General features: G+C 72.3%; 21 protein-coding genes and 1 pseudogene. 11 read left to right on the top strand and 11 right to left on the bottom strand.

Annotated elements, in window-relative coordinates:
- Positions 1–56 precede the first annotated feature (56 nt).
- From ACY34M_RS32095 to ACY34M_RS32085, 3 genes and pseudogenes are all read right to left on the bottom strand, one after another.
- On the bottom strand, positions 57–1,340 hold the full coding sequence (locus tag ACY34M_RS32095; RefSeq protein WP_462721968.1) for an ABC transporter substrate-binding protein: 1,284 nt from the start codon (positions 1,338–1,340) through the stop codon (positions 57–59).
- Between the two features lie 118 nt (positions 1,341–1,458).
- Positions 1,459–1,999, bottom strand: a pseudogene (locus tag ACY34M_RS32090) (GNAT family N-acetyltransferase).
- 71 nt (positions 2,000–2,070) lie between these two features.
- On the bottom strand, positions 2,071–2,832 hold the full coding sequence (locus ACY34M_RS32085; protein WP_462721969.1) for an SDR family oxidoreductase: 762 nt from the start codon (positions 2,830–2,832) through the stop codon (positions 2,071–2,073).
- Positions 2,833–2,979: 147 nt separating this feature from the next.
- On the opposite strand from ACY34M_RS32085, the gene ACY34M_RS32080 reads away from it, so the two are divergent.
- Complete coding sequence (locus tag ACY34M_RS32080) at positions 2,980–3,552, top strand: TetR/AcrR family transcriptional regulator (RefSeq protein ID WP_462721970.1); 573 nt, start codon at positions 2,980–2,982, stop codon at positions 3,550–3,552.
- Between the two features lie 36 nt (positions 3,553–3,588).
- Here ACY34M_RS32080 and ACY34M_RS32075 read toward each other — a convergent pair whose 3' ends face one another.
- Both ACY34M_RS32075 and ACY34M_RS32070 read right to left on the bottom strand, forming a co-directional pair.
- Complete coding sequence (locus tag ACY34M_RS32075) at positions 3,589–5,433, bottom strand: WD40 repeat domain-containing serine/threonine protein kinase (RefSeq protein WP_462721971.1); 1,845 nt, start codon at positions 5,431–5,433, stop codon at positions 3,589–3,591.
- 82 nt (positions 5,434–5,515) lie between these two features.
- The gene (locus tag ACY34M_RS32070) at positions 5,516–6,295 is read right to left on the bottom strand and encodes a GntR family transcriptional regulator (protein WP_462721972.1); all 780 of its coding nucleotides are present in this window, start codon (positions 6,293–6,295) and stop codon (positions 5,516–5,518) included.
- A gap of 110 nt (positions 6,296–6,405) precedes the next feature.
- On the opposite strand from ACY34M_RS32070, the gene ACY34M_RS32065 reads away from it, so the two are divergent.
- From ACY34M_RS32065 to manD, 4 genes are all read left to right on the top strand, one after another.
- The gene (locus tag ACY34M_RS32065; protein ID WP_462721973.1) at positions 6,406–7,767 is read left to right on the top strand and encodes an MFS transporter; all 1,362 of its coding nucleotides are present in this window, start codon (positions 6,406–6,408) and stop codon (positions 7,765–7,767) included.
- 42 nt (positions 7,768–7,809) lie between these two features.
- Positions 7,810–8,868 carry an NAD(P)-dependent alcohol dehydrogenase gene (locus tag ACY34M_RS32060; protein ID WP_462721974.1) on the top strand — a complete coding sequence of 353 codons (1,059 nt, stop codon included), beginning with the start codon at positions 7,810–7,812 and terminating at the stop codon, positions 8,866–8,868.
- The gene (locus ACY34M_RS32055; protein ID WP_462721975.1) at positions 8,865–10,373 is read left to right on the top strand and encodes a mannitol dehydrogenase family protein; all 1,509 of its coding nucleotides are present in this window, start codon (positions 8,865–8,867) and stop codon (positions 10,371–10,373) included. The genes ACY34M_RS32060 and ACY34M_RS32055 overlap by 4 nt, the downstream gene beginning before the upstream one ends.
- A gap of 66 nt (positions 10,374–10,439) precedes the next feature.
- Positions 10,440–11,657 carry a D-mannonate dehydratase ManD gene (gene manD / locus ACY34M_RS32050; RefSeq protein ID WP_462721976.1) on the top strand — a complete coding sequence of 406 codons (1,218 nt, stop codon included), beginning with the start codon at positions 10,440–10,442 and terminating at the stop codon, positions 11,655–11,657.
- A gap of 25 nt (positions 11,658–11,682) precedes the next feature.
- On the opposite strand, the gene ACY34M_RS32045 is transcribed toward manD, so the two are convergent.
- The 4 genes from ACY34M_RS32045 to ACY34M_RS32030 all read right to left on the bottom strand — a co-directional run bounded on the left by ACY34M_RS32045 (position 11,683) and on the right by ACY34M_RS32030 (position 16,375).
- Positions 11,683–12,870: an ROK family protein gene (locus tag ACY34M_RS32045; protein ID WP_462721977.1), complete on the bottom strand. Its 1,188-nt coding sequence runs from the start codon at positions 12,868–12,870 to the stop codon at positions 11,683–11,685.
- A 174-nt stretch (positions 12,871–13,044) separates the two neighbouring features.
- Entirely contained in the window at positions 13,045–14,583 is a 1,539-nt protein-coding gene (locus ACY34M_RS32040; protein WP_462721978.1) for a 3-hydroxyacyl-CoA dehydrogenase, read from the bottom strand.
- A 56-nt stretch (positions 14,584–14,639) separates the two neighbouring features.
- A complete protein-coding gene (locus ACY34M_RS32035; protein ID WP_462721979.1) occupies positions 14,640–15,431 on the bottom strand; it encodes a CoA-transferase subunit beta in 792 nt (263 codons plus the stop codon).
- A 26-nt stretch (positions 15,432–15,457) separates the two neighbouring features.
- The gene (locus tag ACY34M_RS32030; RefSeq protein ID WP_462722012.1) at positions 15,458–16,375 is read right to left on the bottom strand and encodes a CoA transferase subunit A; all 918 of its coding nucleotides are present in this window, start codon (positions 16,373–16,375) and stop codon (positions 15,458–15,460) included.
- Positions 16,376–16,537: 162 nt separating this feature from the next.
- Here ACY34M_RS32030 and ACY34M_RS32025 point away from each other — a divergent pair, with 162 nt between their 5' ends.
- From ACY34M_RS32025 to ACY34M_RS32010, 4 genes are all read left to right on the top strand, one after another.
- The gene (locus ACY34M_RS32025; RefSeq protein WP_462721980.1) at positions 16,538–17,449 is read left to right on the top strand and encodes a LysR family transcriptional regulator; all 912 of its coding nucleotides are present in this window, start codon (positions 16,538–16,540) and stop codon (positions 17,447–17,449) included.
- Between the two features lie 104 nt (positions 17,450–17,553).
- The gene (locus tag ACY34M_RS32020; RefSeq protein ID WP_462721981.1) at positions 17,554–18,780 is read left to right on the top strand and encodes an acetyl-CoA C-acetyltransferase; all 1,227 of its coding nucleotides are present in this window, start codon (positions 17,554–17,556) and stop codon (positions 18,778–18,780) included.
- Positions 18,781–18,879: 99 nt separating this feature from the next.
- A complete protein-coding gene (locus ACY34M_RS32015; RefSeq protein WP_462721982.1) occupies positions 18,880–20,241 on the top strand; it encodes an MFS transporter in 1,362 nt (453 codons plus the stop codon).
- 2 nt (positions 20,242–20,243) lie between these two features.
- Entirely contained in the window at positions 20,244–20,702 is a 459-nt protein-coding gene (locus tag ACY34M_RS32010) for a MaoC family dehydratase (protein ID WP_462721983.1), read from the top strand.
- A 12-nt stretch (positions 20,703–20,714) separates the two neighbouring features.
- Here the strand turns inward: ACY34M_RS32010 and ACY34M_RS32005 are convergent, their stop codons facing one another.
- Both ACY34M_RS32005 and ACY34M_RS32000 read right to left on the bottom strand, forming a co-directional pair.
- Positions 20,715–21,806, bottom strand: a complete 1,092-nt coding sequence (locus ACY34M_RS32005; RefSeq protein WP_462721984.1) for a Gfo/Idh/MocA family protein — start codon at positions 21,804–21,806, stop codon at positions 20,715–20,717.
- A gap of 100 nt (positions 21,807–21,906) precedes the next feature.
- Positions 21,907–23,208 (bottom strand): ROK family protein, encoded by a 1,302-nt coding sequence (locus tag ACY34M_RS32000; protein WP_462721985.1) that lies wholly within the window; start codon positions 23,206–23,208, stop codon positions 21,907–21,909.
- 165 nt (positions 23,209–23,373) lie between these two features.
- On the opposite strand from ACY34M_RS32000, the gene ACY34M_RS31995 reads away from it, so the two are divergent.
- Together ACY34M_RS31995 and ACY34M_RS31990 are read left to right on the top strand one after the other, a co-directional pair.
- The gene (locus ACY34M_RS31995) at positions 23,374–24,546 is read left to right on the top strand and encodes a Gfo/Idh/MocA family protein (RefSeq protein WP_462721986.1); all 1,173 of its coding nucleotides are present in this window, start codon (positions 23,374–23,376) and stop codon (positions 24,544–24,546) included.
- 3 nt (positions 24,547–24,549) lie between these two features.
- A complete protein-coding gene (locus ACY34M_RS31990) occupies positions 24,550–25,509 on the top strand; it encodes a sugar phosphate isomerase/epimerase family protein (protein WP_462721987.1) in 960 nt (319 codons plus the stop codon).
- Positions 25,510–25,516 lie beyond the last annotated feature (7 nt).

Genomic DNA, 25,516 nt, shown 5'->3' with positions numbered 1-25,516 from the left:
GGGGCGACTTCCGTTCTCGACGGGCTCTGCGTTCTCGGCGTTTTCGACGGGCGGGCTCAGGCGGAGCGGTACGCGGACTCCAGCGCCGTGCGGATGGCGCGGGCGGAGGTTCCGGGGGTGAAGGCGGTCGACGTGGCCTGGATCAGCGGCTGCGCCGCGGCGGCCGGGATGTACTGGTCGGGGAGCACCACCTGGCCGACGGAGTCGTCGAGTTGCTGCGCCTTCGCCACCAGCGGGAAGTCCGTGCTGAGCGCGTCGGTGACCACCGACATGTCACGGCCGCCCTCGGTGACGAACCGGTCCACGACCTCCGGCCGGTACATGAAGCGGATGAACCGCTCCACCGTCTTGATCTTCTTGACGCCGTTCGGGCTGATCCAGAAGCCGGAGACGGTGTAGGTGCGCAGGATCGTCGGCTTCTTCTGCGCCGCCCCGTCGGTGAGCGGGAAACCGCCGACGGACGTGGTCTTGACAACGTTGTCCGGGACGCTGGCGAGGGCGGACGACATCGCCGACTGCATGGCCGCGTGCCCCGTGTTGAACTGCGTCGTCATCGCATCGGATGTGAGGCCCTGCGCCTTGTCGGCGAACACCCCGGCGTTGCGCAGGTCCACGAAGTACGCGATGCCCTCCTGGGCGCCGCGCGAGCCGCTGAAGTCCCCCTCGCGGAACAGGTGGCGGGCCTCGGCGGGCGTCAGGAACGTCTGCATGATCTGGGCGAGGAGCTTCTGTCCCGTCCAGTCGTTGCCGCCCACCGTGAACGGGGTGATGCCCTTGCCGCGCAACTTCCTTGCGGCGGAGACGAGTTCGTCGGAGGTGGTCGGCGGGGCGTCGACTCCGGCGCGTTCGAGCAGTGCGTGGTTGAAGGCGATCGGCCAGTTCGTCCCGATGTACGGGAAGGCGCGCAGCCGGCCCTTGGTGTCGGTCCACTCGGTGACGGCCTTCGGGATGACGCGCCCCCGCAGCCCCCAGTCGTCGAGGTAGTCGCCGACCGGGACGGTGGCGCCGACCTCGGTCCACGACAGCGTCTTGTCGTAGAGGTTGACCATCACGACATCGGCCTCGGCGCGCGCGAGCCGCGAGGTCTCGTAGACCTGCCCCAGGTCGTCGCCGTTGATCAGGTTCTTCACGGTGATGTCCGGGTTTTCCCTGCGGAACTGGTTCACCACCGCGCGGAACGTGGGGGAACCGGGGGCGTTCCCGCCCATCTGGCTGTGGATCACCAGGGTGTTCGGGTCCGAGCCGTAGGCTTCGAGCGCACCGCACGCGCTGAGCGCGGGCACCGCCGCAAGACCCGCGCCCAGAGCCATGAAGCCGCGTCGATTCATCGGAGAGCGCAAGGCGGGAGGCCTCCTGTCGCATGAGGTATATCGATACACCTGGGGGGTGCGAGCAACCTAAGCGGGAAGCGGAACGGGGTCAACCCCTTGGTGCGGTTGATGAGTTACGGGGGAGTGCTCAGCGGGACGGCGTGACCGGTGCGCGCATGCCGAGCCACTGCTCGGCGCCCCATGCCTCGAACCGCTCGACCTCGGTGAACCCCAGCTTCGCGGCGAGCCGCATCGAGCCGGTGTTGGCGGTCTGGGTGGTGAGCACGACGGGTTCGCCGGGCAGGGTGTCGGCGAGCCGGTCGAGGGCCGCGGCGCACGCCTCGAAGGCGTAGCCGAATCGCCAGGCCCGTGGCAGGAACAGAAAGCCGAGATCGGCCTTGCCCGCGACGGCCGGACGGCGGTGCCCCTGGTGTCCTCCTGAGCAGAATCTGCCCGACCATGACGCCGTCGAGCTCGACGACGAAGCTGCCGGGCCACTGCCCGGGCGCGGCGGGCAGCTCGCGCTCAAGGGTGTCGCGGGGTCGGGGACCGCCGAGGTACGCATGGACCTCCGGCGAGGCGAGCAGTTCGACGAACACGGCGCGGTCCCGGTGTTCGGCCCCGCGGAGCACGAGCCGCTCGGTCCTGATCGGCTCCGGCGGCCAGGCGACGAGCCCCAGATCGTCCATCCGCGCACGCTAACAGGCGGCGGGGCGGGCCGAACGGGAAACGCCCGGCCCACGGGCCCGCCCGGCAGGTCCTAGCCCTGCGCCGTCGGCCGGACCACGATGTCGCCCACGTCCACGTGGTCCGGCTGCTCGACGGCGAAGGCGATGGCGCGCGCGACGGCGTCCGGCGTGATGCCGATGTCGCCCATGGACGCGGCGAGCCGGTCCTTCACCTCCGGTGCGATGTGGTCCGAGAACTCCGTGCGGGTGACGCCCGGCGAGACCCCGGTCACCCGCAGGCTGTCACCGGCCTCCTGGCGCAGTCCCTCGGAGAGGGTGCGCACGGCGTTCTTGGTGGCGGCGTACACCGCCTGCGTCGGCACGATGCGCAGACCGGCGGTGGACACGACGTTGACGAAGTGTCCCGAGCCCTGCTCCCGGAAGACCGGCAGCGCGGCCGCGATCCCGTACAGCACGCCCTTGAAGTTGACGTCGATCATGTTCTCCCAGTCCTCGACGCGCAGATCGTCCAGCGGGGAGATGGGGCCGATGCCGGCGTTGCTGACGAGGGCGTCGATCCGGCCGAACCGCTCGCGCGCCAACCCGACGAGCGCGTCCACGTCCTGACGCACGGTCACATCGGTCCGGATCCAGACGGCCTGGCCGCCGGCCTTCTCGATCCGGCTGGCGAGGTCCGCCAGACGTTCGGGGCGGCGTGCCCCGAGGACGACCTTGGCGCCCCGCTCGGCGAGCAGCAGGGCGGTGGCCTCGCCGATGCCGCTGCTGGCGCCGGTGATCGCGACGACCTTGCCTTCGATTCCCGAGGGTCCCGAGTTCGTCGAGTTTCCCGACATGGGTGCAGTCCTTCCGGGGGTGGGAGGGATATGGGCAGGCCGAAGCGGTGCCCTAGAGTGAAAGTGGGGGTGCCTCCACTTAGGTCTACCGAGCGACCGTAAGTGGGCGGGCCCCCACTTAGCAAGCGAGCACGAAAGGATTCGGCGATGGACCGAGCCGCGGCGCGGCCGCTCAGGGCGGACGCACGACGCAACAGGGAGAAGATCCTGGCCGCCGCGGTGCGGGTGTTCACCGAGGACGGCCTGGACGCCCACCTCGAACACATCGCCAGGACCGCGGGCGTGGGCAGCGCGACCCTGTACCGCAACTTCCCCACCCGCGAGGCGCTGATCGAGGCGGCCTACCGCAACGAGGTGGCCCAACTGTGCGAGGCCGCCACGGAGCTCCTCGCCGCGCACCCGCCGTACGAGGCGTTGCGCGCGTGGACCCGGCGCTTCATGGACTACGCGAGCGCCAAACTCGGCATGGCGGACGCGCTGCGCGCCATGGTCGCCGAGGGCGGCGATCCGTACGGGCACAGCCGCGACATGATCGAGGCGTCCATCGTCGAGCTGATGGACGCCTGCGAACAGGCCGGGACGATCCGCTCCGACATCCCCACGGGCGACATCTTCGCCGCCCTGGCCGGCATCGCCCTCACCTCGGCCCAACCCGAACACCGCGCCCGTGCCGAACGCCTACTGGACCTCACGCTGGACGGGTTGAGGGTCGTGCGGTGAGGCTGTCTGTGGCCGTGTTGACGCCCGGCGGGCCGTTCAGGGCGTGCCCGCCGACCACACGCGGACCGTCCGGTTGGCGGCGATGGCTGCCAGTATGCGGCCGTCGGGGCTGAGCGCCACCGTGCCCTTGGTGGGCGTGCCGTCCGCGAGCGTCGAGCGGAGGCTGCCGGTCCGGGCATCCCAGAGGGCGATGCCGTTCTTTTCGGCGCCGGCCACGAAGGTGCCGTCCGGGCTGAACGCCACGGACGACACGCGCGCCCGTTTTCCCGTCGGGCCCGTCAGCTCGTCGCAGAGTCGTGTTCCCGTTCGGACGTCCCACAGGAGGGCGCTTCTGCCGTAGGCCAGGGCGACGGTGCGACTGTCCGGGCTGAATGCGGCCGACCGCACTGCGACGTCCGAACGCCTCGGATCGAGCGTGCGGAGCAGCTCACCGGTCGCGAGGTCGAACAGGCTCAGTCGGCCGGGCCCTTCGGCGGCGGCCAGAATCTTTCCGTCTGGGCTGAACATCACGAACGTCACGCCCCCGAAGAAGATTCTTCCGGTGATTCCACGTTCGTCCAAAGGCGGGCATTCCCGGCGCAGGCCCGTGTGCGGGTCCCACAGGCGTACGCCGAGCGTGCTGCCCGCGGCCAGGAGCCGGCCGTCGGGGCTGAACGCCACGGGAGGAGCCAGGTCGCCGGGGATCCTGGGATGCCCGGCCAGGTCGCGGCGGCGTTGTCCGGTGCGCGCGTCCCACAGGACGATCTTCCCGAGTGCCTGGGTGGCCAGGATGTTCTCGTCCGGGCTGAGCGCGCACGCCCGGTGCACGGGTATGTGACGCAGTACGCGGCCGTCGCGTGCGTCCCAGAAGGTGGCGTTCCTGGCGCCGCCAGCGGCAAGGGTCCGCCCGTCCCGGCAGAACACCAGCAGTTCCCGCGCCTCGAGGGTGGGCGCGGGCATCGTGGTCCGCAGGGTGTATTCGGGCACCCCCTGGCTCCGTGGAATCCGGGGGTGCGTGGGCGTGCGCGGCGTCTGAGGCGTGTGCGTGGTGAGCTCGGCGGTGCCCGGCACGGAACCGGCCAGTTCGGCGAGCGCGGTGGCGAGTTCGTGCGCGCCCGGCCGGTCTTCGGGGTCCTTGGCCAGCAGGGACGCCGTCAGGTCGTCGAGGCGTGAGGAGACTCCGGGGCACAGCGCGGCGACCCGCGGCGCCGTCTGCTCGACGTGCTGCTGCATCAGTCGGTACGCCGGCTGGTGGGGCGAGAACGGCGGCTCGCCGGTGAGCAGTTCGAACAGCACGCACCCCAGGGCGTACATGTCGCTGCGGCTGTCGGCCGGCTCCCCCTGGCACTGCTCGGGGGACATGTACGCGGGGGTGCCGATCGCCATGCCCGTCGTGGTCACCCGGGGCGCGGCCACGCCCGTGCTGCGCGCGATCCCGAAGTCGCAGATCTTCACCCGGCCGTTGGACTGCAGGAACAGGTTCGCCGGCTTCAGGTCGCGGTGGACGACTCCGCGGCTGTGCGCCGCGTGCAGGGCCTCGGCGGTCTGCCGCAGCACGTCGACCGCCTGTTGTCTCGGCAGTGCGCCCGGCTGCTCCCGCTCCGTGAGCACTTGCGCGAGGTCGCTTCCGTGCAGCAGCTCCATCACGATGAAGGGGCGTCCCGCGTCGCTGCCCGCGTCGTGCACCACCGTGATCCCGGGGTGCTGGAGCCCGGCCAGCAGGGCGGCCTCCTCCTGGAAGCGCCGTTCCGCCTTGGGGTCCGCCAGCGCCGGGATCAGCTTGACCGCGACCTCGCGCCGCAGCACCGACAGATCGAGCGCCCGCCACACCACGCCCATGCTGCCCTGTCCCAGGACCCGCTCCAGCCGGTATCGATCCGCCAGGACATGCCCCGACTCCATGCCGAACTCCTCCCGCGGGTCCAACCCCCGTCGCGTGCGGGCCCGTTGAGTACTCCAGGGACTCTATGTTGCGCGTCTCACATCAACAATCACGCAGGCCCGGATGCGCCCGATGCCGGGCCGGGGCGGTCGGGGTCGCGTTCAGAGGCACGAAGAGGTCGGGGCGGGCGGACTGGATGGTGTCGATGTCGACGAAGACGCCCTGGAGGTGGCTGCGCAGGGCCTGTTCGGCTCCCGCCGCGTCGCGGTGTTCCAGGGCGTCGACCACCGCCCGGTGCTCGTCGATGAGGTCCTCGATGCGGTGGGGCAGGGGCAGGCTGAGGCGGCGGGCGCGGTCGAGGTGGGCCTTGGCCGTGGTGACCGTGCGCCACAGGGTGCGGTGGCCGCTGGCCTCCATCAGGCGGCGGTGGAACGCCTCGTCCTGCTCGAAGAACGCGTCGTCGTCCGCCGCCGCGAGCGCTTCGCGCTGAGCGTCGAGGATCGCGCGCAGTGCGGCGATGTCCTCTTCCTCCGCCCGCTTCACCGCCTCGCGCAGCGCGGCCAGTTCGAGCGCCTCGCGCATGAACTGGGCCTCCAGGACGGCGTCGACGCTGATCCGTGAGACGAACGTGCCGAGCTTCGGGAAGATGTCGACCAGCGACTCCTCGCCGAGCAGGATCAGCGCCTCGCGCACCGGTGTGCGGCTGACGTCGAGCTCGGCCGCCAGCTCGTTCTCCGAGAGCGGGGCGCCCGGCGGCAGTTCGAGGGACGTGATGCGGGCGCGCAGCAGTGCGTGCACCCGCGCCCGGTTCGACTCCCGTGGAGTCTCGGCCCGCACCGTCCGCCGTGTCGTCGTCCTGCCTCGTCGCTGCTCGTCCCGCATGCCGTCACCCTCTCACCTCAGCTGCGGAAATTCTTACATACAAGCCTTGTATGTAAGCGTCGGCGCAGGTAGAAAATGACAAGCCTGATTCCGCCGACCGGAGGTCAACGATGACCAGCCACCCCGTCACCGACACCGAGGTGACGACGCCCGGCACCACCGCGCCACCGCCCAGGCCCCGCGGCCGCGGCAAGAACGTCCGCTGGGGCATCGTCGCGCTGTGCTTCGGCGGCCTCGCGGTCAACTACCTCGACCGCTCCACGCTCAGCGTCGCGCTGCCCACCATGTCCAAGGACCTGCACATCGGCCCGGAGACGCAGGGCTTCATCCTCAGCGCCTTCTTCCTGACGTACGCGGTGTGCCAGTTGCCCGCGGGCGCGCTCCTCGACAAGTACGGCGTCAAGCGGGTCTTCGCGCTCGGCGCGATCTGGTGGTCGGTGGCCACCGTCGGCATGGGCCTGGTGCGCGGGGTCGGTTCGCTCGTCGGGGCGCGGCTGCTGCTCGGCGCGGGCGAGGCCGCCGGCTACCCGGCGCCCGCGAAGGCCGTGTCCCGCTGGTTCCCCCGGCACGAGCGCACGCTGGCCAACAGCGTGTGGGACAACGGCGCCCGAGTCGGCACCGCCATCGCGCTGCCCCTGGTCACGGCGCTGGTCTCCGCCTTCCACTGGCGGGTCGCCTTCGTCGCCTGCGGACTGCTCGGCTTCCTGTGGATCGTCGGCTGGTGGCGGCTCTACCACGAGCCCGAGGACCACCCGAAGCTCACCGCGGAGGAGCGCGCGTACATCGAGGCCGGCGGCGCCCGCGTCGAGGAGACACCCGCCGAGGACGAGACGGCGGACGCGCCCAAGGTGCGCTGGCGGGACCTGTTCCGCTACCGGACGGTCTGGGGCATGATGCTCGGCTTCTTCTGCCTCAACTACGTCATCTACTTCTTCATCACCTGGTTCCCCAGCTACCTCGTCGACGAGCGCGGATTCGACCTCCTCTCGCTCGGCTTCTTCGGCACCGTCCCCGGCCTCGTCGCCATCGTCGGCTCGCTGCTCGGCGGCTTCACCGCCGACCGGCTGCTCCGCAAGGGCTGGTCCACCACCAAGGTCCGCAAGACCTGCCTGGTCACCGGCACGCTGTGCTCGTCCGTCATCGCGCTCGCCGTCGTCGTCCCGACCGCGTCCGGCGCGCTCGCGCTGCTCTCCCTGAGCTACGCCTCGCTGACCTTCGCCACCGCGTCCGTCGCCTCGCTGCCCGCCGACGTCGCGCCCACCGCGGGACACGTCGCCTCCCTCGCCGGCATCCAGAACTTCGCCTCGAACGTCGCCGGCGCCCTCGGCCCGATCGTCACCGGCTTCCTGCTCGCGGCGGGCGGCGGCTCCTACCTGGTGCCGCTGCTCGTCTCCGGCGCCCTGTCGGTCGTCGGCGCCCTCACCTACGCGTTCGTCATCAAGCGCGTCGAACCGCTGCCCGCGCGGGCCTGACACCTTCCGCACCACCATCCGTACGACAGAAGGGGACACCCCGTGGCCACCCCCACGCACCGCGCCGCCGTGCTGCACGGGCCCAAAGACCTGCGCGCCGAGGACCGACCGCTGCCCGAACCCGCCGCGGGCGAGGTCCTCGTGGCCGTCCGCGCCGTCGGCCTGTGCGGCTCCGACCTGCACTACTACGAGCACGGCGAGAACGGCCCCAACGTGCTCCGGCAGCCGACCGTGCTCGGCCACGAGCCCGCCGGGATCGTCGTCGGCCACGGCCCCGGCGCGGACGACCTGCCACACGGCACGCCCGTCGCCGTCGAGCCCGCCCACCCGTGCGGACGCTGCGCCCTGTGCCGCGCCGGCCGCTACAACCTCTGCCCCAAGGGCACGTGCTTCGGCTCACCGCCCACGGACGGCGCGCTCACCGAACACATCGCCGTCCCACGGGACTTCGTGCACCCGCTGCCCGAGGGCATCGACGTGAAGCTGGGCGCGCTCGTCGAACCCCTCGCGGTCGCCGTGCACGCCGTGCGCCGCGCGGGCGTCGCACCCGGCGAGCGGGTCCTGGTCACCGGCGCGGGCCCCGTCGGCGTCCTGGTCGCCCAGACCGCCGCGGCCTGCGGAGCCGCCGTCACCGTGTCCGACGTGGCGCCCGCGCGCCGGGAGTTCGCGGCCCGGCTCGGCGCCGCGACCCTCGACGCGAGCGAGCTCACCCCCGACCCGGAGCGGGCCCACGCCCTCGCCGACCCCGACGGCTACGACACCGTCCTCGACTGCTCCGGCGTCGGCCCCGCCCTCGTCTCCGGGATCCGCGCGCTGCGCCCCGGCGGCACCGCCGTCGTCGTCGGCAACCCGAACCGGCCGGAGACCGGCCTTCCGCTCGCCTGGATGCAGCGTCAGGAAATGTCCCTGATCACCTCCTTCCGGTACGCGGCCGGGGACTTCGCGGCGGCCGTGCGGCTCGCCGGATCCGGGCGCGTACGGCTGGAGGGCCTGGTCACCGCCGAGTTCCCGCTGGAGCAGTCCGAAGCGGCGCTGCACACCGCGCTCACCGACCGCACCCAGATGAAGGTGCTCGTCACGCCCGGCGGGGTGGTCGTGTGACCGGCGCCCGGCACCGCGCGCTGCCGCGCCTGACCAGGGCCGCGCTCCCGGTCCCCGGCCTCAGGCTGCCGCCGCCGACACCCGAGCCCGGCATCGTCCACCTCGGCCTCGGCAACTTCCACCGCGCCCACCAGGCCGTCCACACCGCCGAAGCGCTGCGGCACACCGAAGGGCCGTGGGGGATCACCGGTGTGTCCACCACGCCCGGCAACCGGCCCCGCCCGGTGATCGAGGGCATGGCTGCACAGGACGGCCTCTACAGCGTGCTCACCCTGCACCGCGACGGCGCCGTCGCCGCGGACGTGCCCGGCGTGCACCACCGGGGTCTGGTCGCCGACGGTCAGGGTGCGGACGTGGTGGCCGCCATCGGCGCCGCCACCACCCGCATCGTCTCCCTCACCGTCACGGAGAAGGGCTACACCTTCGGCCCCGACGGCCGGCTCGACCTGGACGACCCGCTGGTCCGCGCCGACCTCGCGGGCGGTACCCCGCGCACCGCGCTCGGCCTGATCGCGCGCGGGCTGCAGCGGCGGACGGCCGCCGGCGCCCCGCCCGTGACCCTGCTCAGCTGCGACAACCTCATGGACAACGGGCACCGGCTGCGGTCCCTGCTCGGCGAGTTCGTCGCCGCGCTGCCCGCCGCCGAGCGCACCGACCTCCAGGCCTACGTCGACTCCAGCGTGTCCACGCCGAACGGCATGGTCGACCGGATCGCCCCCGCCACCACGGACGAGCACCGCGCCCTGGCCGCCCGCGCCTTCGGCGTCCGCGACACCGTGCCGGTGCCCGCGGAGCCGTACCGGCTGTGGGTCATGCAGGACGACTTCCGCGCCGGGCGGCCCGCCTGGGAGCACGCGGGCGCGGTGTTCACCAAGGACGTCGCCCCGTACGAACTGATGAAGCTGCGCCTCCTCAACGGCGCGCACTCGCTGCTCGCCTACCTCGGACTGCTGCGCGGCCACCGCTCCATCGACGCCGCCGTGACCGACGAACTCCTCGGAGGGAACGTCGAGTTCGCGATGCGCGAGGAGATCCTGCCGACCGTCCCCGAACCCGACGGCATGCCGGGCGCGGCGTACATCGGTGAACTCCTCGACCGCTTCGCCAACCCGGTGCTCGGCCACCGCACCGCCCAGGTCGGCTCCGACGGCTCCCTGAAGCTCCCCGTGCGCTGGGCCGGGACCCTCGCCGAGTCACTGGCCGCAGGCCGTGTGCCGCGCGTGCTCGCGCTCGGATTCGCCGCGTACGTAAGGGTGACGACCGTCGAGGGCGCGTACGACGAGCAGCGGATCGGCGCCGTGCACGACGGGGCCCGCGCCCGCCTCGCCGAGCTGGCGTCCCGCGCGAGCGGCCCCGCGGCGCAGGCCCGCCTGCTGCTGGGCGAAGGCGGCGTGCTGCCCCAAAAGGTGGCCGAACATGCCGAATTCGCCGACGCGGTGGCCGAGTTCGCGCGCATCCTCGACACCCACGGTGTGGACGCAGCACTGCGCGCGGTGCATACCTGAGACACCACCCGACGACGCTGCAGACACTTCAGACGCCTCAGACGTTTCCAGAGAGAACGGCACCGCATGTCCTCCACCATCACCTCCGCCGAGGTCTTCGTCACCTGCCCCGGCCGCAACTACGTCACCCTGAAGATCACCACCTCCGACGGCGTCACCGGCATCGGCGACGCCACCCTCAACGGCCGTGAACTCTCCGTCGCCTCCTACCTGCGCGAGCATGTCTGCCCGACGCTCATCGGCAAGGACCCGGCGCGCATCGAGCAGCTGTGGCAGTACCTCTACAAGGGCGCCTACTGGCGGCGCGGACCGGTCACCATGACCGCCGTCGCCGCCGTCGACGTCGCCCTGTGGGACATCAAGGGCAAGGTCGCGAACCTGCCCGTCTATCAGCTGCTCGGCGGCGCCGCCCGCGACGGGGTCACCGTCTACGGGCACGCGAGCGGCAACACGATCCCCGAACTCCTCGACGACGTACGGCGGTTCCGCGACAAGGGCTTCCGCGCGGTCCGCGCCCAGGCGGCGGTGCCCGGCCTGGAGCGCGTCTACGGCATGCGCAAGGGCGACGGCGACACCTACGAGCCCGCCGACGGCAACCTGCCCACCGAGGAGATCTGGGACACCGGCGCCTACCTCGACTTCGTGCCGCAGTACATGGCGGCCGTCCGCGAGGAGTTCGGCTACGACTTCCACCTCCTGCACGACGTGCACCACCGGCTCTCCCCGATCGAGGCGGGCCGCCTGGGCAAGTCCCTGGAGCCGTACCGGATGTTCTGGATCGAGGACCCGACCCCGGCCGAGGACCAGGAGGCCTTCCGCCTCATCCGTCAGCACACCACGACGCCGCTCGCGGTTGGCGAGATCTTCAACTCGATCTGGGACTGCCAGCACCTGATCACCAACCGGCTGATCGACTACATCCGGGCCTCCGTCTCCCACGCGGGCGGCATCACCCACCTGCGCCGGATCTTCTCCCTCGCCGAGCTGTACGGGGTGCGCTCCGGCTCGCACGGGGCCGGTGACCTCTCCCCGGCGTCGTTCGCCGCCGCGCTCCACCTCGACCTGACGATCCCGAACTTCGGCATGCAGGAGTACATGGCCCACCTGCCCGGCTACGAGGAGGTGTTCCACACGTCCTGGACCTTCGAGGACGGCCTGATGCACCCCGGCGACCGTCCCGGCATCGGCGTCGAGTTCGACGAGAAGGCCGCCGAGCGCTTCCCGTACGAGCGCAAGTACCTGCCGGTGAACCGGCTGCGCGACGGTTCGGTGCACGACTGGTGACACCGCACGGACGGCGGCCCCGACGCTAGTCGGAGGCCGTCGTCCGGTGCTGTCCCGGCGCCTGCGTCCGGTCCCCGAGGGCGTACGTCTGGATCGCGGTGGCGGCGGCGCCGCGCGCCCAGTCCGTGAAGTCCGAGTGCTGCACGACGACGTCGAGGGGGCTCGCGTACGGGCTGCGGTCGTGGCGCAGCGCCACGTCCATGGCGGCGCGGCCGACGTCGGCGAGGCGGATGCCGTCGCCGCTGAGGACGATCCGACCGGTCATCGTCATGTTGCCGACGGCCGCGATGAGCCGGCCGAGGGCGGTCGCCGAGGCGCCGATCACGCGGGCGGCGACCGGGTTCCCCGCCTCTGCGAGGTCCAGAGCGGTGTCGTAGTCGACGCTCCGGCCGAGGCCGAGCGAGATACGGTGGCGGATCGCGGGGATCGTCAGCATCGCCTCGGCGCAGCCCTGATGGCCCTCGGGGCACAGCGGCCCGAGCGGGTCGAGCGGGTGGTGGCCGAGCAGTCCCACGGCGGCGTCCGGGCCCGCCGCGACCCTGCCGTGCGCCACCAGGCCGTAGCCGATGCCCTCGCCGATGGTGAGCAGCGCGAAGTCGTCCCGGCCCTTGCCCGCGCCGAACCACTGCTCGGCGCGGGTGAGCGAGAGCAGGTCGTTGTCGACGACGACGGGGCAGCCGAGCGCCGCGCGGCAGGCCGGACCCAGCGCGACGTCCTTCCAGTCCAGATAGCGGGCGCTGGCGACCGTGGAGTGGTCCGTGACCAGGCCGCCGAGGCTGATGCCCGCAGCGGTGGGGCCGACGGCCGCGTCCGGGCCGCCGTCCGGCGCGCGGAGCGAGCGCGCGAGGTCGGTGATCGCGGCGACCACGCTCGCGGGCTCGGTGTCCGGCAGCGGCCGCTGGTCCCGGGCGAGGATCTCGGCGCGCATCGAGGTGAGCACGCCGTACGCGGTGTCGGCGGTCAGCTTCACGCCGAGGAAGTGGTGGGCGGCGGGCCGGATGTCGAGCGGGCGGGTGGGGCGCCCGGTCACCGGATCGTGCTCCACCGGCATCTCGACCAGCACGCCCGACTCGACCAGCGGCTTGGTCAGCCGGGTGAGGCTGCCCGCGGACAGGTCGAGCCTGCGGGCCAGTTCGCTGCGCGGCAACGGGCCGTCGAGGAGCACCGCGAGCGCCACGTCGTGCGCCGCACCGGCCAAGGGGGACCAGGTCATGAACCCCGAGGTTAGCCTTCTCGCCGAAAGGCGCACCACGGGGCGGCCGGCCACTGGCTGCGGCCCGAGGTGCGCCGAGCCCACGCCGCGGCCCGCCGACGGCCGGCACACGGCGGGCGCCGACGCCGCTGACCGGGCCGCGGGGCGCGTGAGTGTCGCTGCCCGCGGGTCGGTTCAGCCGAGGCAGTCCGCCGGTGTCGTGCCCTCGTGGGTCAACGGCAGGCCCAGCTCGGCGCGTTCCGTGAGCCAGCGGGTGGGGCGGTGGCGCGGGTCGCCCGTCGTGGTGTGCAGCGCGCGCTGCAGGCGCAGCAGGTGCGCGGCGCCGACGCGGTCGCCCCAAGTCAGCGGGCCGACGGGGTAGCCGAGGCCGAGTGTCACGGCGAGGTCGATGTCGGCCGGGGCGGCGAGGCCGCGCTCGGCGATCGACGCGGCGACCGACACCACGGACGCGAGCAGGCGCTGGGCCACCGAACCCGCGGTGTCCCGCACGACGGTCACGGCGCGGGGCTCGTCGCCGTCCGCCGCCCTGGCGAGGACCGCGCGGGCGTCGCGTGCGGCGGCCGGGTCGGCGGCCGGGGTCACGGCGAGCACCCGGCGAGGGCTCTCCAGCGACAGGGGTTCCACGCCGAAGGTGCGCTCGGCAGGGAGCCCCCGCTCGGCGACCGCGCCCGCCACGGTGGTGCCCCAGACCGGGACCAGGACGAGGGCGCCGGAGGAGGGGGAGCCGGCGGTCTCGACGGTGGCCCCTGCCGCGGTCAACGCGCCCCGCAGCGCTGTCACTTGGTCGTCGTCCGCACCGGTCACGAACACCGGCCGGTCCGCGTCGCCGGTCACCGCCGCCTCCTCGGTGGTGTCCGGGGCCCCGGGCCCGTACGCGTACCAGCCCCGACCGGTCTTGCGGCCGTGCAGGCCCGCCGCCACCCGGTTCGGGGTGAGGAACGACGGGCGGAGCCGGGGCTCGTGGCGGAAGCCCTGCCAGATCGAGTCGATGACCGCCGCCGTGACATCGAGCCCGGTGAGGTCCATCAGCTCGAACGGGCCCATCCGCAGCCCCAGGACGTCGCGCGCGACACGGTCGATGTCCACCGGCCGCGCCACCGACTCCTCAAGCAGCGCGAGCGCCTCCGTCACCAGGCCGCGCCCGGCGTGGTTCACCAGGAAGCCGGGGGTGTCGGCCACCGTGACCGCGCGGTGCCCGCAGCCCTCGACCAGCGCCGTGAGGGTCTGCGGGATCCCGGCGCGGGTCGCGGCGCCCGGCACCACCTCCACGATCCGCATCAGCGGCACGGGATTGAAGAAGTGCAGGCCCGCGAGGCGCGTCGGGTCGTCGAGCGTGGCGGCGATCCGTGTCACCGACAGGGACGAGGTGTTGGTCGCGAAGACGGTGGACGCCGGGAGCACCGCCGCCAGCTTTCCGAAGACCTCGGCCTTGGTGTCCAGGTCCTCCCGTACGGCCTCGATCACCAGGTCCACGTCGGGACCCGGCGCCCAGGGGTCCTCCAGCGGGAGCAGCCGGGCCACGGCGGCGGCGCCGTCCTCGGCGGACATGCGGCCCTTGGCCACCGCCCGGTCCAGCATCGACGTCACGAAGCCGACGGCCTCCCGCACCGCCTCCGCCCGCACGTCGCCCAACTCGACGGTGTGCCCGCCGCTCGCCGCCCACTGGGCGATGCCGCGGCCCATGGCTCCGGCGCCGACGATCCTGATACGCATGACAGTTGGGGACCTTTCGTGAGGGTGACTGGAGTGCCGGGACGTACGTCGGTGCGTCAGCGGAGGTAGACCCGGCCCGGGTCGACGTCCTCGCGCAGCAGCCGGAGCTCCGCCGCGCTCGGCGGCTCCACGGTCTCCACGTGGTCGGCCACCTTGAGGTCCCAGCCGGTCGCCTCCTTGACCTGGTCGACCGTGACACCGGGGTGCACGGCGGTGAGCCGCAGCTCCTCGCCGATGCCCTCGCGGGCCAGGATGCCCAGTTCGGTGATGACGCGGGTGACACCGACGCCGAGCGGCCGGATGCCCTCCTCGAGCGCGCGGTCCGGGCCCGGAGTGGTGCAGAAGTCCAGGGTCTCGGTGAACGAGCGCGGATTGTGCCGGCGCATCACGACGAAGACCTCGCGGGAATTGGCCATCACCTCGATGCCGCCACCGGATCCGGGCAGCCGCACCTGCGGGCTCTCCCAGTCCCCGATGACCGACGTGTTGAGGTTGCCCCAGCGGTCGATCTGCGCGGCGCCGAGGAAGCCGACGTCGATGTGCCCGCCCTGGAGCACGCTGCCGAACAGGGCCGGCATGGAGAGCACCGCCTCCGCGCCCGAGATGAGCACGGCGTCCGCGATGGTCTCCGGCAGGTGCGAGGGGTGCGCGCCGCACACCCCGGACTCGTACACGACCTCGATCTGCGGGGCGACCGTCAGATGGGCCAGTTCGGTGGCGAGCGTGGGCAGGCCGATGCCGGCGAACACCGTGCGGCGGGCGACCAGTTCGCGGGAGGCGACGACGGAGAGCAGCTCCGACGAGGTGACCGTGCCGGACGCGGCGGCCCCGGAGGTGGACGTAGTCATGTTCAGATCCTTCTCGTGTGTCGCGCTCACAGTCGCCGTCCGTAGTTCACCGGTTCGCTGAGCAGCTCGCCGACCGCGAGGCCCGCCCAGAACTCCTCGCCCTGCTTGGCGACGTACTCGGCGTGGTCGGCCGTCCCGTACACCCACTCCGCCAGCCATTCCTGGAGGCGCTGCGGGTCCTTGCTGATGTGCGACCAGGCGCGGTAGAAGGCGTTGTCCCGGTCGTAATAGCCCTGCGCGAACGAGGGGTGCGCGCCGCGCGGACAGACCACGACGGCGTCCACGGCGTGCGCCGGGACCAGCGTGCGGTTGGGGTCCGAGCGGACCACGTCGTCCTCGACGAGCTCCTCGACCACGACGATCGCCTTGTCGGCCGCGTACACGGCCTCGGCCTGGATGCCGGTGAGGCCCCAGATCTGGGTGTTGCCGCGGCGGTCGGCGCGCTGCGCGTGGATGATCGTGACGTCCGGGTTCACGGGCGGCACCACGTAGATCTGCTCGGGCTCGCCGTCCGGGCCGGGGTACGGCGACGTCACCTTCCGCAGCGCGTCGTTGATGCCGGGCAGGTCGCTGCCGCCGTAAGAGCGCAGCGGGTAGAACGGCAGTCGCTGGGCGCCCGCGAGATAGCGGCAGATCATCCCGTAGTGGCTGTACTCCTCGAACGCGAGCGGCGCCGGGTCCGCGCGCTCGATCCGGCGGCGCAGCTCACCGAGCGAACCGGCGGAGGAGTTGCCGACGAACGAGGACACCAGGCGCGAGACACAGCCACCGGCGATCATCTGGTCCACGACGATGTCCGCCGTCATCCGGACCACCGTGAGATCCCTGCGGCCCTGCCGGATGATCTCGTGCCCCGCGGCGGTGGGGACGAGGTGGGTGAAGCCCTCGATGCTGACGGTGGCGCCGTCGTGCACGAAGGCGGCGACGGCCTCCTTCATCGACATGACCTTCGGTGACACGGTGCTCCTCAATGAGTGCGTAGTGGTCGCCCTACCGTGTCAGCGCCTATTGATTGCCGTCCAATACCAAATTAAGGTCGAATCAAGACGGCTGATTAATAAGTCGGGAACATCAGGACCACGGGAACGTCAGGAACAGGGGCTCGCATGGAGCTGCGCCATCTCACCGCCTTCACCGCCGTCGCGGAGGAACTCCACTTCGGCCGGGCCGCGAAGCGGCTGCAGATGGCCCAGCCGCCGCTGAGCCAGCAGATCCGGCAGCTGGAGAAGGAGCTGGGCGTCCAGCTCTTCGAGCGCAACACCCGCTCCGTGCGCCTCACCAGCGCGGGGGAGTCCTTCCTCGAACCCGTACGGACCGTGCTCGCCGACCTCGACACCGCGGTGCAGGCCGCGAAGGCCGCCGGGCGCGGGGAGTTCGGCCGGGTCAGCATCGGCTTCGCCGGCGCCTCCAGCCACGAGACACTGCCCCGGCTGACCCGCGCCGTACGGGCCGCGCACCCGGCCATCGAACTGGTCATGAAGGGCCAGACGTACGCCAACGTCGCGCTGGACCGGGTCGCGGACGGCACCCTCGACCTCGGCTTCGTGCGACTCCCGGTGACCCAGCCGGGCGTGGCCCACCGGGTCATCGACGTGGAGGAGCTGCTGTGCGCGCTGCCCTCCGACCACCACCTCGCCGGGCTCGACGAGATCCCCATCGGCATCCTCGCCGACGAGCCCTTCGTCTCCTTCCCCGCGAACGCCGGGTCCACGGTCCGCGACGCGATGGTGGAGACGTGCGAGGCCGCGGGCTTCAACCCGCGCGTGGTGCAGGAGGCCCCCGACTCGTACACGATCCTCGCGCTCGTCGCGGCCGGTGTCGGTGTCACGCTCACGGTGTCCTCGGTCCGGCACATCCAGCAGACGGGACTCGTCTACCGGCCGCTCGCGGGGCCGCCCATCCGGCGTCAGGCGGCGCTCGCCTGGCGCGCCGACAACCCCTCCGCCGCGCTGCGTGCCGTGCTCGCCGTGTGCGAGGACGCGCTGCCGACCCCCGGAAGCGCCGAGGGAGCCGATTGAGACGCCACCCGTCTTGATGAGTCGGAAACTTGGTATTGGACCGACTCAGCGGTCGGGTGCGAAGGTCGCCTCACACCCCTGAGCCGCCCGAAAGGTGTTCCGCCGTGCCCGAACAGGCCGATGTCGTCATCTGCGAACCTCTGCGCACCCCCATCGGACGCTTCGGCGGGGCCCTCGCCGGACAGACCCCCGCCGCGCTCGCCGCGCGGGTCGTCGCCGAACTCGTCGCCCGCACCGGCATCGACCCGGAGCGTGTGGACGAGGTGATCCTCGGGCAGGCCTACCCCTCCTCCGACGCTCCGGCCGTCGGCCGCGTCGCAGCCCTGGACGCCGGGCTGCCCGACACCGTCACCGGCATCCAGATCGACCGCCGCTGCGGCTCCGGGCTCCAGGCCGTCCTCGACGCCGCCATGCAGATCAGGGCCGGCTTCAGCGACGTCGTGATCGCCGGCGGCGTCGAGGTGATGAGTGCCGCCCCCTACTACACGCACGAGGGCCGCTGGGGCATCAAGGGACCGGGCCTCCAGCTCCACGACTCGCTCGCGCGCGGCCGGGTCACCGCGGGCGGCATCCACCACCCCGTACCTGGCGGCATGATCGAGACCGCCGAGAACCTGCGCCGCGAGTACGCCATCAGCCGCGCCGACCAGGACGCCCTCGCCCTGCGCTCGCAACAGCGCGCCGCCCGGGCCGTCGAGGAGGGCCGCTTCGACGCGGAGACCGTGCCCGTCACCGTACGGGGACGCAAGGGCGACACCGTCGTCGCCGCCGACGAGCACCCGCGCCCCGACACCACCGCCGAGCAACTCGCCGCGCTGCGCCCCATCATGGGCAAGGCGGATGCCGAGGCCACCGTCACCGCGGGCAACGCCAGCGGACAGAACGACGCGGCCGCCGCCTGCCTCGTCACCAGCGCCGCCACCGCCGAGCGGCTCGGCCTCACCCCGCTGGTCCGCCTCGTCTCCTTCGCCCGCGCGGGCGTCCCCGCCGCGACGATGGGCATCGGCCCCGTCCCGGCCACCCGCACCGCCCTGGAGCGCGCCGGACTCACCCTCGCCGACCTCGACCTGATCGAGCTGAACGAGGCGTTCGCCGCCCAGGTCCTCGCCTGCACCCGCGCGTTGGGCCTCGGCGAGAAGGACCACGAGCAGCGGATCAACGTCAACGGCTCCGGTGTCTCCCTCGGCCACCCCGTCGGCGCCACCGGCGCCCGCATCCTCGCCACGCTCGCCCACGAGATGCAGCGCAGCGAGGCGCGCTACGGCCTGGAGACCATGTGCATCGGCGGCGGACAGGGCCTCGCCGCCATCTTCGAGCGCGTCGCCGCGTAGCACCTGCCGAATGCCCTGAACCCCCTGAACCCTCTCCCCGAATCTCCACCCCCCCAGCCGTCCCCATCCGCTTGATCAACGACGTTCACGGAGCGACCCATGAGTGCGTCCACCGCCACCTCGCGCGCGGAGACCAGAGCCGCCAACAGAGCAGGATTCGGCGCCTTCGTCGGCTCCACCATCGAGTGGTTCGACTTCTACATCTACGGAACCGCGGCGGCGCTCGCCTTCGACAAGGTCTTCTTCCCCGAACTCGAAGGCGCCGTGGGCACGTTGGTCGCCTTCGCCACCTTCTGGGTCGGCTTCCTCGCCCGCCCGCTCGGCGGCATCGTCTTCGGTCACTTCGGCGACCGCCTGGGCCGCAAGAAGACCCTCGTCATCACGCTGCTGATGATGGGTCTGTCCACCACCGCGATCGGCCTGCTGCCCGGCTACTCCTCCATCGGGGTCGCCGCGCCGATCCTGCTGGTGTGCATCCGCATGATCCAGGGCATCGGCCTCGGCGGCGAGTGGGGCGGCTCCGTCCTCATCGCCTCCGAGAGCGCGCCCAAGGGCAAGTCGGTGCTGTACGGGGCGTTCGCCCAGCAGGGCTCGCCCGTCGGCAACACCCTGGCCACGCTGAGCTTCCTCGCCATCAGCCAGCTGCCCGACGACGCCTTCGTGTCCTGGGGCTGGCGGATCCCGTTCCTCGCCTCCGCCGTCCTCGTCCTCGTGGGCCTCCTGGTCCGGCTCAAGGTCGCCGAGTCCCCGGCCATGGCCAAGCTCATCGAGAAGAAGGAAGTCGTCAAGCTCCCGCTCACCGAGGTCCTGCGCAGCCACCCCGGCCTGATCGCCCTCGGCATCGGCGCCTGCACCATCGGCCTGTCCGCGACGTACTTCAAGTCGACCTTCGCCCTGTCCTGGGCCACCACCTCGCTCGACTTCGACCGCAGCTCCTTCCTGACGATCATCCTCGTCGCCAACATCACGCAGGTCATCGTCCAGCCCTTCGGCGCCGTCCTCGCCACCAGGATGAAGAGCTGGTCGCGCGCGGTCACCGTGATGCTGCTGCCCGAACTCGTGCTGCTGCCGCTGATGTTCGTCCTCATCAGCACGAACAACTACGGTCTCGCGATGCTCGGCGTCGCCGTCGCCACCATCCCGCACTGCCTCTACTACGCGGCGCTCGCCGGCATGCTCGCCAGCCGCTTCCCCGCCCATCTGCGCTACACCGGCATCTCCCTGTGCTACCAGCTGTGCGGCACGCTGCTCGGCGGCACGACCCCGATCGTCGGCCAGTTCCTGCTCAACCGGACGGGCTCCATCACGGCGGTCATCGCCTACGCCCTGTTCCAGGTCGCGCTCACCCTCGGCTGCATGCTGCTCCTGCTCAAGCGCCCCAACCACGACGAGCTCGCTCATGAAGCCCCTGCGGCGGTTGAGCAGCGGAGCCCCGCGACCGCAACCACGAACGGAGCCTGACCATGCCCCTGACCGTCCACGGAATCCCGGAGATCCTCGGCCTCGCCGGACGCGACCTCGGGCACTCCGACTGGAAGGTGATCACCCAGGAGCTCATCGACGCGTACGCGTACGTCTCCGGGGACCACCAGTGGATCCACACCGACGTCGAGCGCGCGGCCGAAGGACCGTACGGACGCACCATCGCGCACGGCTACATGGTGCTCAGCTGGGGCATCCCGATGTTCGGCGAACTGCTTGAGGTGAAGGGCGTCGGGCGGGCGCTCAACTACGGTGTCAACCGCGTCCGTTACCCGGCGCCGGTGCCCGTCGGCAGCCGCGTCCGGCTGCACGCCTCCGTCGCCGACGTGACGGAGGTCGCGCGGGGCGGCGTGCAGATGACGCGGTCGTTCACCTTCGAGCTGGAGAATTCCGAGAAGCCCGCGTGCGTGGCGGAGTCCCTGACCCACTTCTACCCGTAGGCCGGCCGCCCTTCAGGGACGGTCCAGGGGAGCCGGGCGCTTCACGGAGGAGGTCACCGTGAGCGCGCCGGACTCCGGGGACGCCAGCGACATCCGCTCCAGGACGTCGAGGACGTGGAAGGCGAACTCGCCGGACGCGCGGTGCGGACCGCCGTCCAGGTGCCGGGCCAGGTCGAGGACGCCGAGCCCGCGGAACGGTCCGGTGGCGGGGGCCTTCGCCGCGGTCACCGCGGGGAGTTCGCTCCACTCGGTGTCGCCGCGGCGCTTGATCCGCACCGGGCGGTCGAAGGTGTTGGGGTCGGGCAGCGAGAGCGTGCCGCCGGTGCCGTAGATCTCCAGGTGCGGCAGCTCGGTGTCCCACACGTCGAAGGAGTACATGACCGTCGCCAGCACCCCGGAGTCGAAGCGGAGGATGGAGGTGGCGTGCGTGGACACCTCCACCGGCACCGACTCGACGGTCCGCTCGGGGGCGGTGACGGCCAGCTCCTTCTCGGCCGTCGCGTTGGCACCCATGACATCGCGCACCGGGCCGAGCAGATTCACCAGCGCCGCCACGTGGTACGGCCCCCAGTCCAGGACAGGACCGCCGCCCGCCTGGAAGAAGAAGCCGGGGCTGGGGTGCCACGCCTGCACTCGGCTGGAGCGCACGAAGCTCGTCGCGGCGAACGGCGTGCCGATCAGGCCCTCGTCGAGCGCGGCGCGCGCCGTCTGCCCGGCCGTGCCGAGGAACGTGTCGGGCGCGCCGCCCAGCGTGCGCCCGGTCTCCGTCGCCGTCACCAGGTTGGCGCGCGCCAGCTCGGTGGTCGCGGCCAGCGGCTTCTCCGTGTAGACGTGCTTCCCGGCGCGCAGGGCCGCGTCGTTGAGGGGCGCGTGCACGGCGGGCGGGGTGATGTTGACGACGATCTCCACGTCGGCGTCGGCCAGCAGCTCCTCCGTGGTCCCGGCAGCCGGTATGCCGAACTGGGCCGCGGCGGTGCGGGCTCGCTCCAGGTCCACGTCGGCGACGCGGGTGACGGTCAGCTCGGGGATCGTGGCGATGCCGGCGGCGTAGGCACGGAAGATCGAACCGGTGCCGAGGATGCCGACGTTGACGCTACGGCTCATGTGGGTGTGACTTCCCTTCGCGCGGGGTGGGTTCGGGGGACGAGACCTCCGCCGCGAAGTGCACGATCTTGCGTCAATCAAACACCGGGCCCGGGCGATGTCAAGGGTGCGCGCGTCGATTCGTGGGGCCGGGGTGGTCCGCCGCGCCGCGGCCCAGCCGCCGTTCCATCAGGTCCACGACCCCGTCCGGTGACAGCACGTGCTCCACCGCGAGGACGGTGCCGCCGACGCGTCCTGCCTGCTCGTCCAGGGTGCTCGGTTCGAGGACGAGCCGGCGGGTGGCCAGGGGGAGGGCCTGGCGATAGACCACCGAGCGCACCCCGGCGAGGAGTTCGTCGCCCGCGCCGGCCAGGGCACCGCCGAGGACGACGCGGGCCGGGTTGTAGACGTGCAGCAGGAGCGCCACCACCTCGCCGATCCGCTCGGCCCCCGTCCGGACGACACGGAGGGCCTCGGGGTCGCCGTGGGCGACGAGGCGGGCCAGGTCGCCGGTGGAGCGCAGCTCCGAACCCGGGCCCTTCCGGGTTTCGTTGAGCTGCCGGATCATCACCGCCGCCGAGGCGACCGCCTCCACGCAGCTGCTCTTCCCGCACCGGCACACCACGTCGGACGCGCCGCCGCGAGTGACCGGCAGGTGACCTATGTCGCCCGCCGCGCCGTCCGCCCCGCGGTGCAGCTCTCCGTCTGCGGAGACCAGGCCGCCGCCGATGCCGGTCGACACCTTCACGAACAGCAGCGGGAGCTGGTCGGCGGGCAGGCTGCGCGCCTCGCCCAGGGCCATCAGGTTCACGTCGTTGTCGACGAGCACCGCGCAGCCGAACCGCTTCGCGAGCGCGTCGCCCACCGGGTACCCGTCCCAGCCCGGCATGATCGGCGGCCGGACCGGCGCCCCGGCCGCGTGGTCGACGGGCCCCGGCAGCCCGACCGTCACCGCGCACAGCGGGGCCCGGCGCTCGCCCGTGGAGGCGTGCAGCTCGCGCAGGGCCGCCTCCACTTCGCCGAGCACCGCCTCCGGGCCCCGGGCCAGATCCACGGGGATGTGGGTGGTGGCCAGCGGGTTCTGCGACAGGTCGGCGACGGCGAGCCGGGCGTCGCGGGCCCCGATGTCGGCCGCGGCCACGAGCCCCGCCCGCGGGTTGAGCGCGAGGAGCTGCGCCGGCCGCCCGCGCCCGGCGCGCGCCACGCCGCCGCCCTCGACCACGACCCCGGCCTCGATCAGCGCGTCCAGGTGCCGGGTGACGGTGGAGCGGGCGAGCCCCGCACGTATCACCAGGTCGCCGCGGTGCACGGCGGCGCCGGACGCGACGAGCCGGGCGAGGGTCGAATACAGCAGCCCGCCGCCGTCCCGGAACCGCAGGGTGGGAACGGACAGCCGGGCGCGGGCGAAGGCAGAGGTGGACATGGCTGCACACCGTACCGTCGTCCGCTCCATTTATGACTCTCAAGATGCAGTAACTTTTGCTTGTCAGGGCCAAATTGCATGTCCTACGTTCATCTGCGGGACGAGGTACCTCCGCCGACGGTGTGCACGGCGTCATGAGTCGACGTCGAAAGGAGGGCGGCCGAGATGGCCCCGCCCGCACCAACGCACCCTGATCCGACCGCCGTTCAGCTCCGCTCCGCGATCGTCGGCGCGGGGATGATCGCCGAGGTGCACCGCCGTTCGGTCCGCACCGCCGGAGGCCGGGTGACCGGTGTGCTCGCCTCCACCGCGGAGCGGTCCGCGCGGGTCGCCGCCGACTGGTCGGCGCCCGGCCAACCGGTCGCCGCCTACGGGGACGTCGACGACCTGCTCGCCGACGCGGACGTCGACGTCGTGCACATCTGCACCCCCAACCGCACCCACGCCGCATACGCGGAACGTGCCCTCGCCGCCGGAAAGCACGTGGTGTGCGAGAAGCCGCTGGCCACCACCGTGGCCGACGCCGAGCGCCTGACGCAGGCCGCCGAGCGGGCGGGCACCGTCGCCGCCGTGCCGTTCGTGTACCGCTACCACCCCCTCGTACGGGAACTGCGCAGCAGGGCCAGGGCCGGGGAGTTCGGCGGGTGGCACCTGCTGCACGGCAGCTACCTCCAGGACTGGATGCTCGACCCGGACGCCTCCGGGTGGCGCGTGGACCCGGCCGCCGGGGGTGACTCCCGCGCCTTCGCCGACATCGGCTCGCACTGGTGCGACCTCGTCGAGTGGGTCACCGGCGAACGCTTCACCGAACTGACCGCGCACCGCACGGTCGCGGTCCCCGCACGGCCGACGGAGGGCGCCAAGTCCTTTACGGCCACGCCCGGTTCGGGGGAGCGGGCCACCGTCACCACCGAGGACGCCGCCGCGCTGCTCCTGCGCACCGACGGCGGGGCGCTCGCCTCCACCGTGGTGTCCCAGGTCTCCGCGGGCCGCAAGAACCGCCTCTGGTTCGAGCTCGACGGCTCCGCGGGCAGCGCCGTCTTCGACCAGGAGAACCCCGACACCCTCTGGCTCGGCGGCGAGGACTCCTCCCGCGTCCTGCACCGCGGCGCCGGACACGTCTCGCCCGGGCAGCAGCGCCTCAACGTCGTCCCGCCCGGCCATCCGCAGGGGTACGTCGACTGCTTCGCCGCGTTCGTCGCCGACGTGTACGTGGCCGTCACCACCGGCGAGACACCCGAAGGGCTCCCGCTCTTCGCCGACGGGCTGCGCTCCGCCCGCCTCGTCGACGCCTTCCTGACCTCATCCGCCAACGGCACCTGGACAAAGGTGAACTGACCCATGAGTGAACCCATGAGCGAACCGAACACGAGCCGGATCACCCTCGGCATGCTCACCGCCTGCCTGCCCTCCTGGGACCTCGACAAGATCGCCGAGTACGCCGCGGGCCGTGGCTACCAGGCCCTCGAAGTCGCCGTCTGGCCCGGCACGGGAGGCCGCGACTTCGAGGCCGCCCACCTGCCCGTGGCCACCTTCACCGGCGCGGACGAGGAGCGCACCCGCGCCCTCCTCGACCGGCACGGCCTGGAGATCTCCGCGCTCGCCTTCTACGAGAACCACCTCCACCCCGACCCCGAGCAGCGCGCCGCCCACGGCACCCACCTCAAGCACGCCATCGACACGGCGCAGCGCCTCGGCATCCCGTACGTCGGCACCTTCATCGGCCGCGACTGGACCCGGCCCGTCGCCGAGAACCTCGCCGAGGCCGAGCGGATCTTCCCCGGGTTCGTGGAGTACGCGGGGGAGCGCGGCGTGCAGCTCATCATCGAGAACTGCGTGATGGAGGGCTGGCACCCCGACGGCTACCCCGGCAACCTCGCCTACTCCCCGGAGCTGTGGGAGTGGATGTTCGACCTGGGCCTGTACCTCAACTGGGACCCGTCCCACCTCACCTGGATCGGCATCGACCCGGTGGAGACCATCGCGCCCTACGCCGACCGGATCGTGCACGCGCAGGCCAAGGACGTCGAGCTGCGCCCGCAGGACCGGCAGCGGTACGGCCACTTCGGGCCCGCCCGCGACCGTACGAAGAACCCGTGGGACATGGGCTGGTGGCGCTACCGCGTCCCCGGCCGGGGCCAGGTCGACTGGGGCGTGGTCCTCGACCGGCTCTACGAGCACGGCTTCACCGGCACCCTCTCCGTCGAGCACGAGGACCCGGTCTGGGGCGGCACCCCGGAGAAGGTCGTCCAGGGACTCGACATCGCCCACCGCACACTCCGCCCGCTGATCGTCGACTGACCGGAGG

The sequence above is a fragment of the Streptomyces sp. EDA2-14 genome (assembly GCF_054963755.1).
Note: the sequence above shows the minus strand (reverse complement) of the source record. Positions and strands in the feature narration are given on the sequence as shown.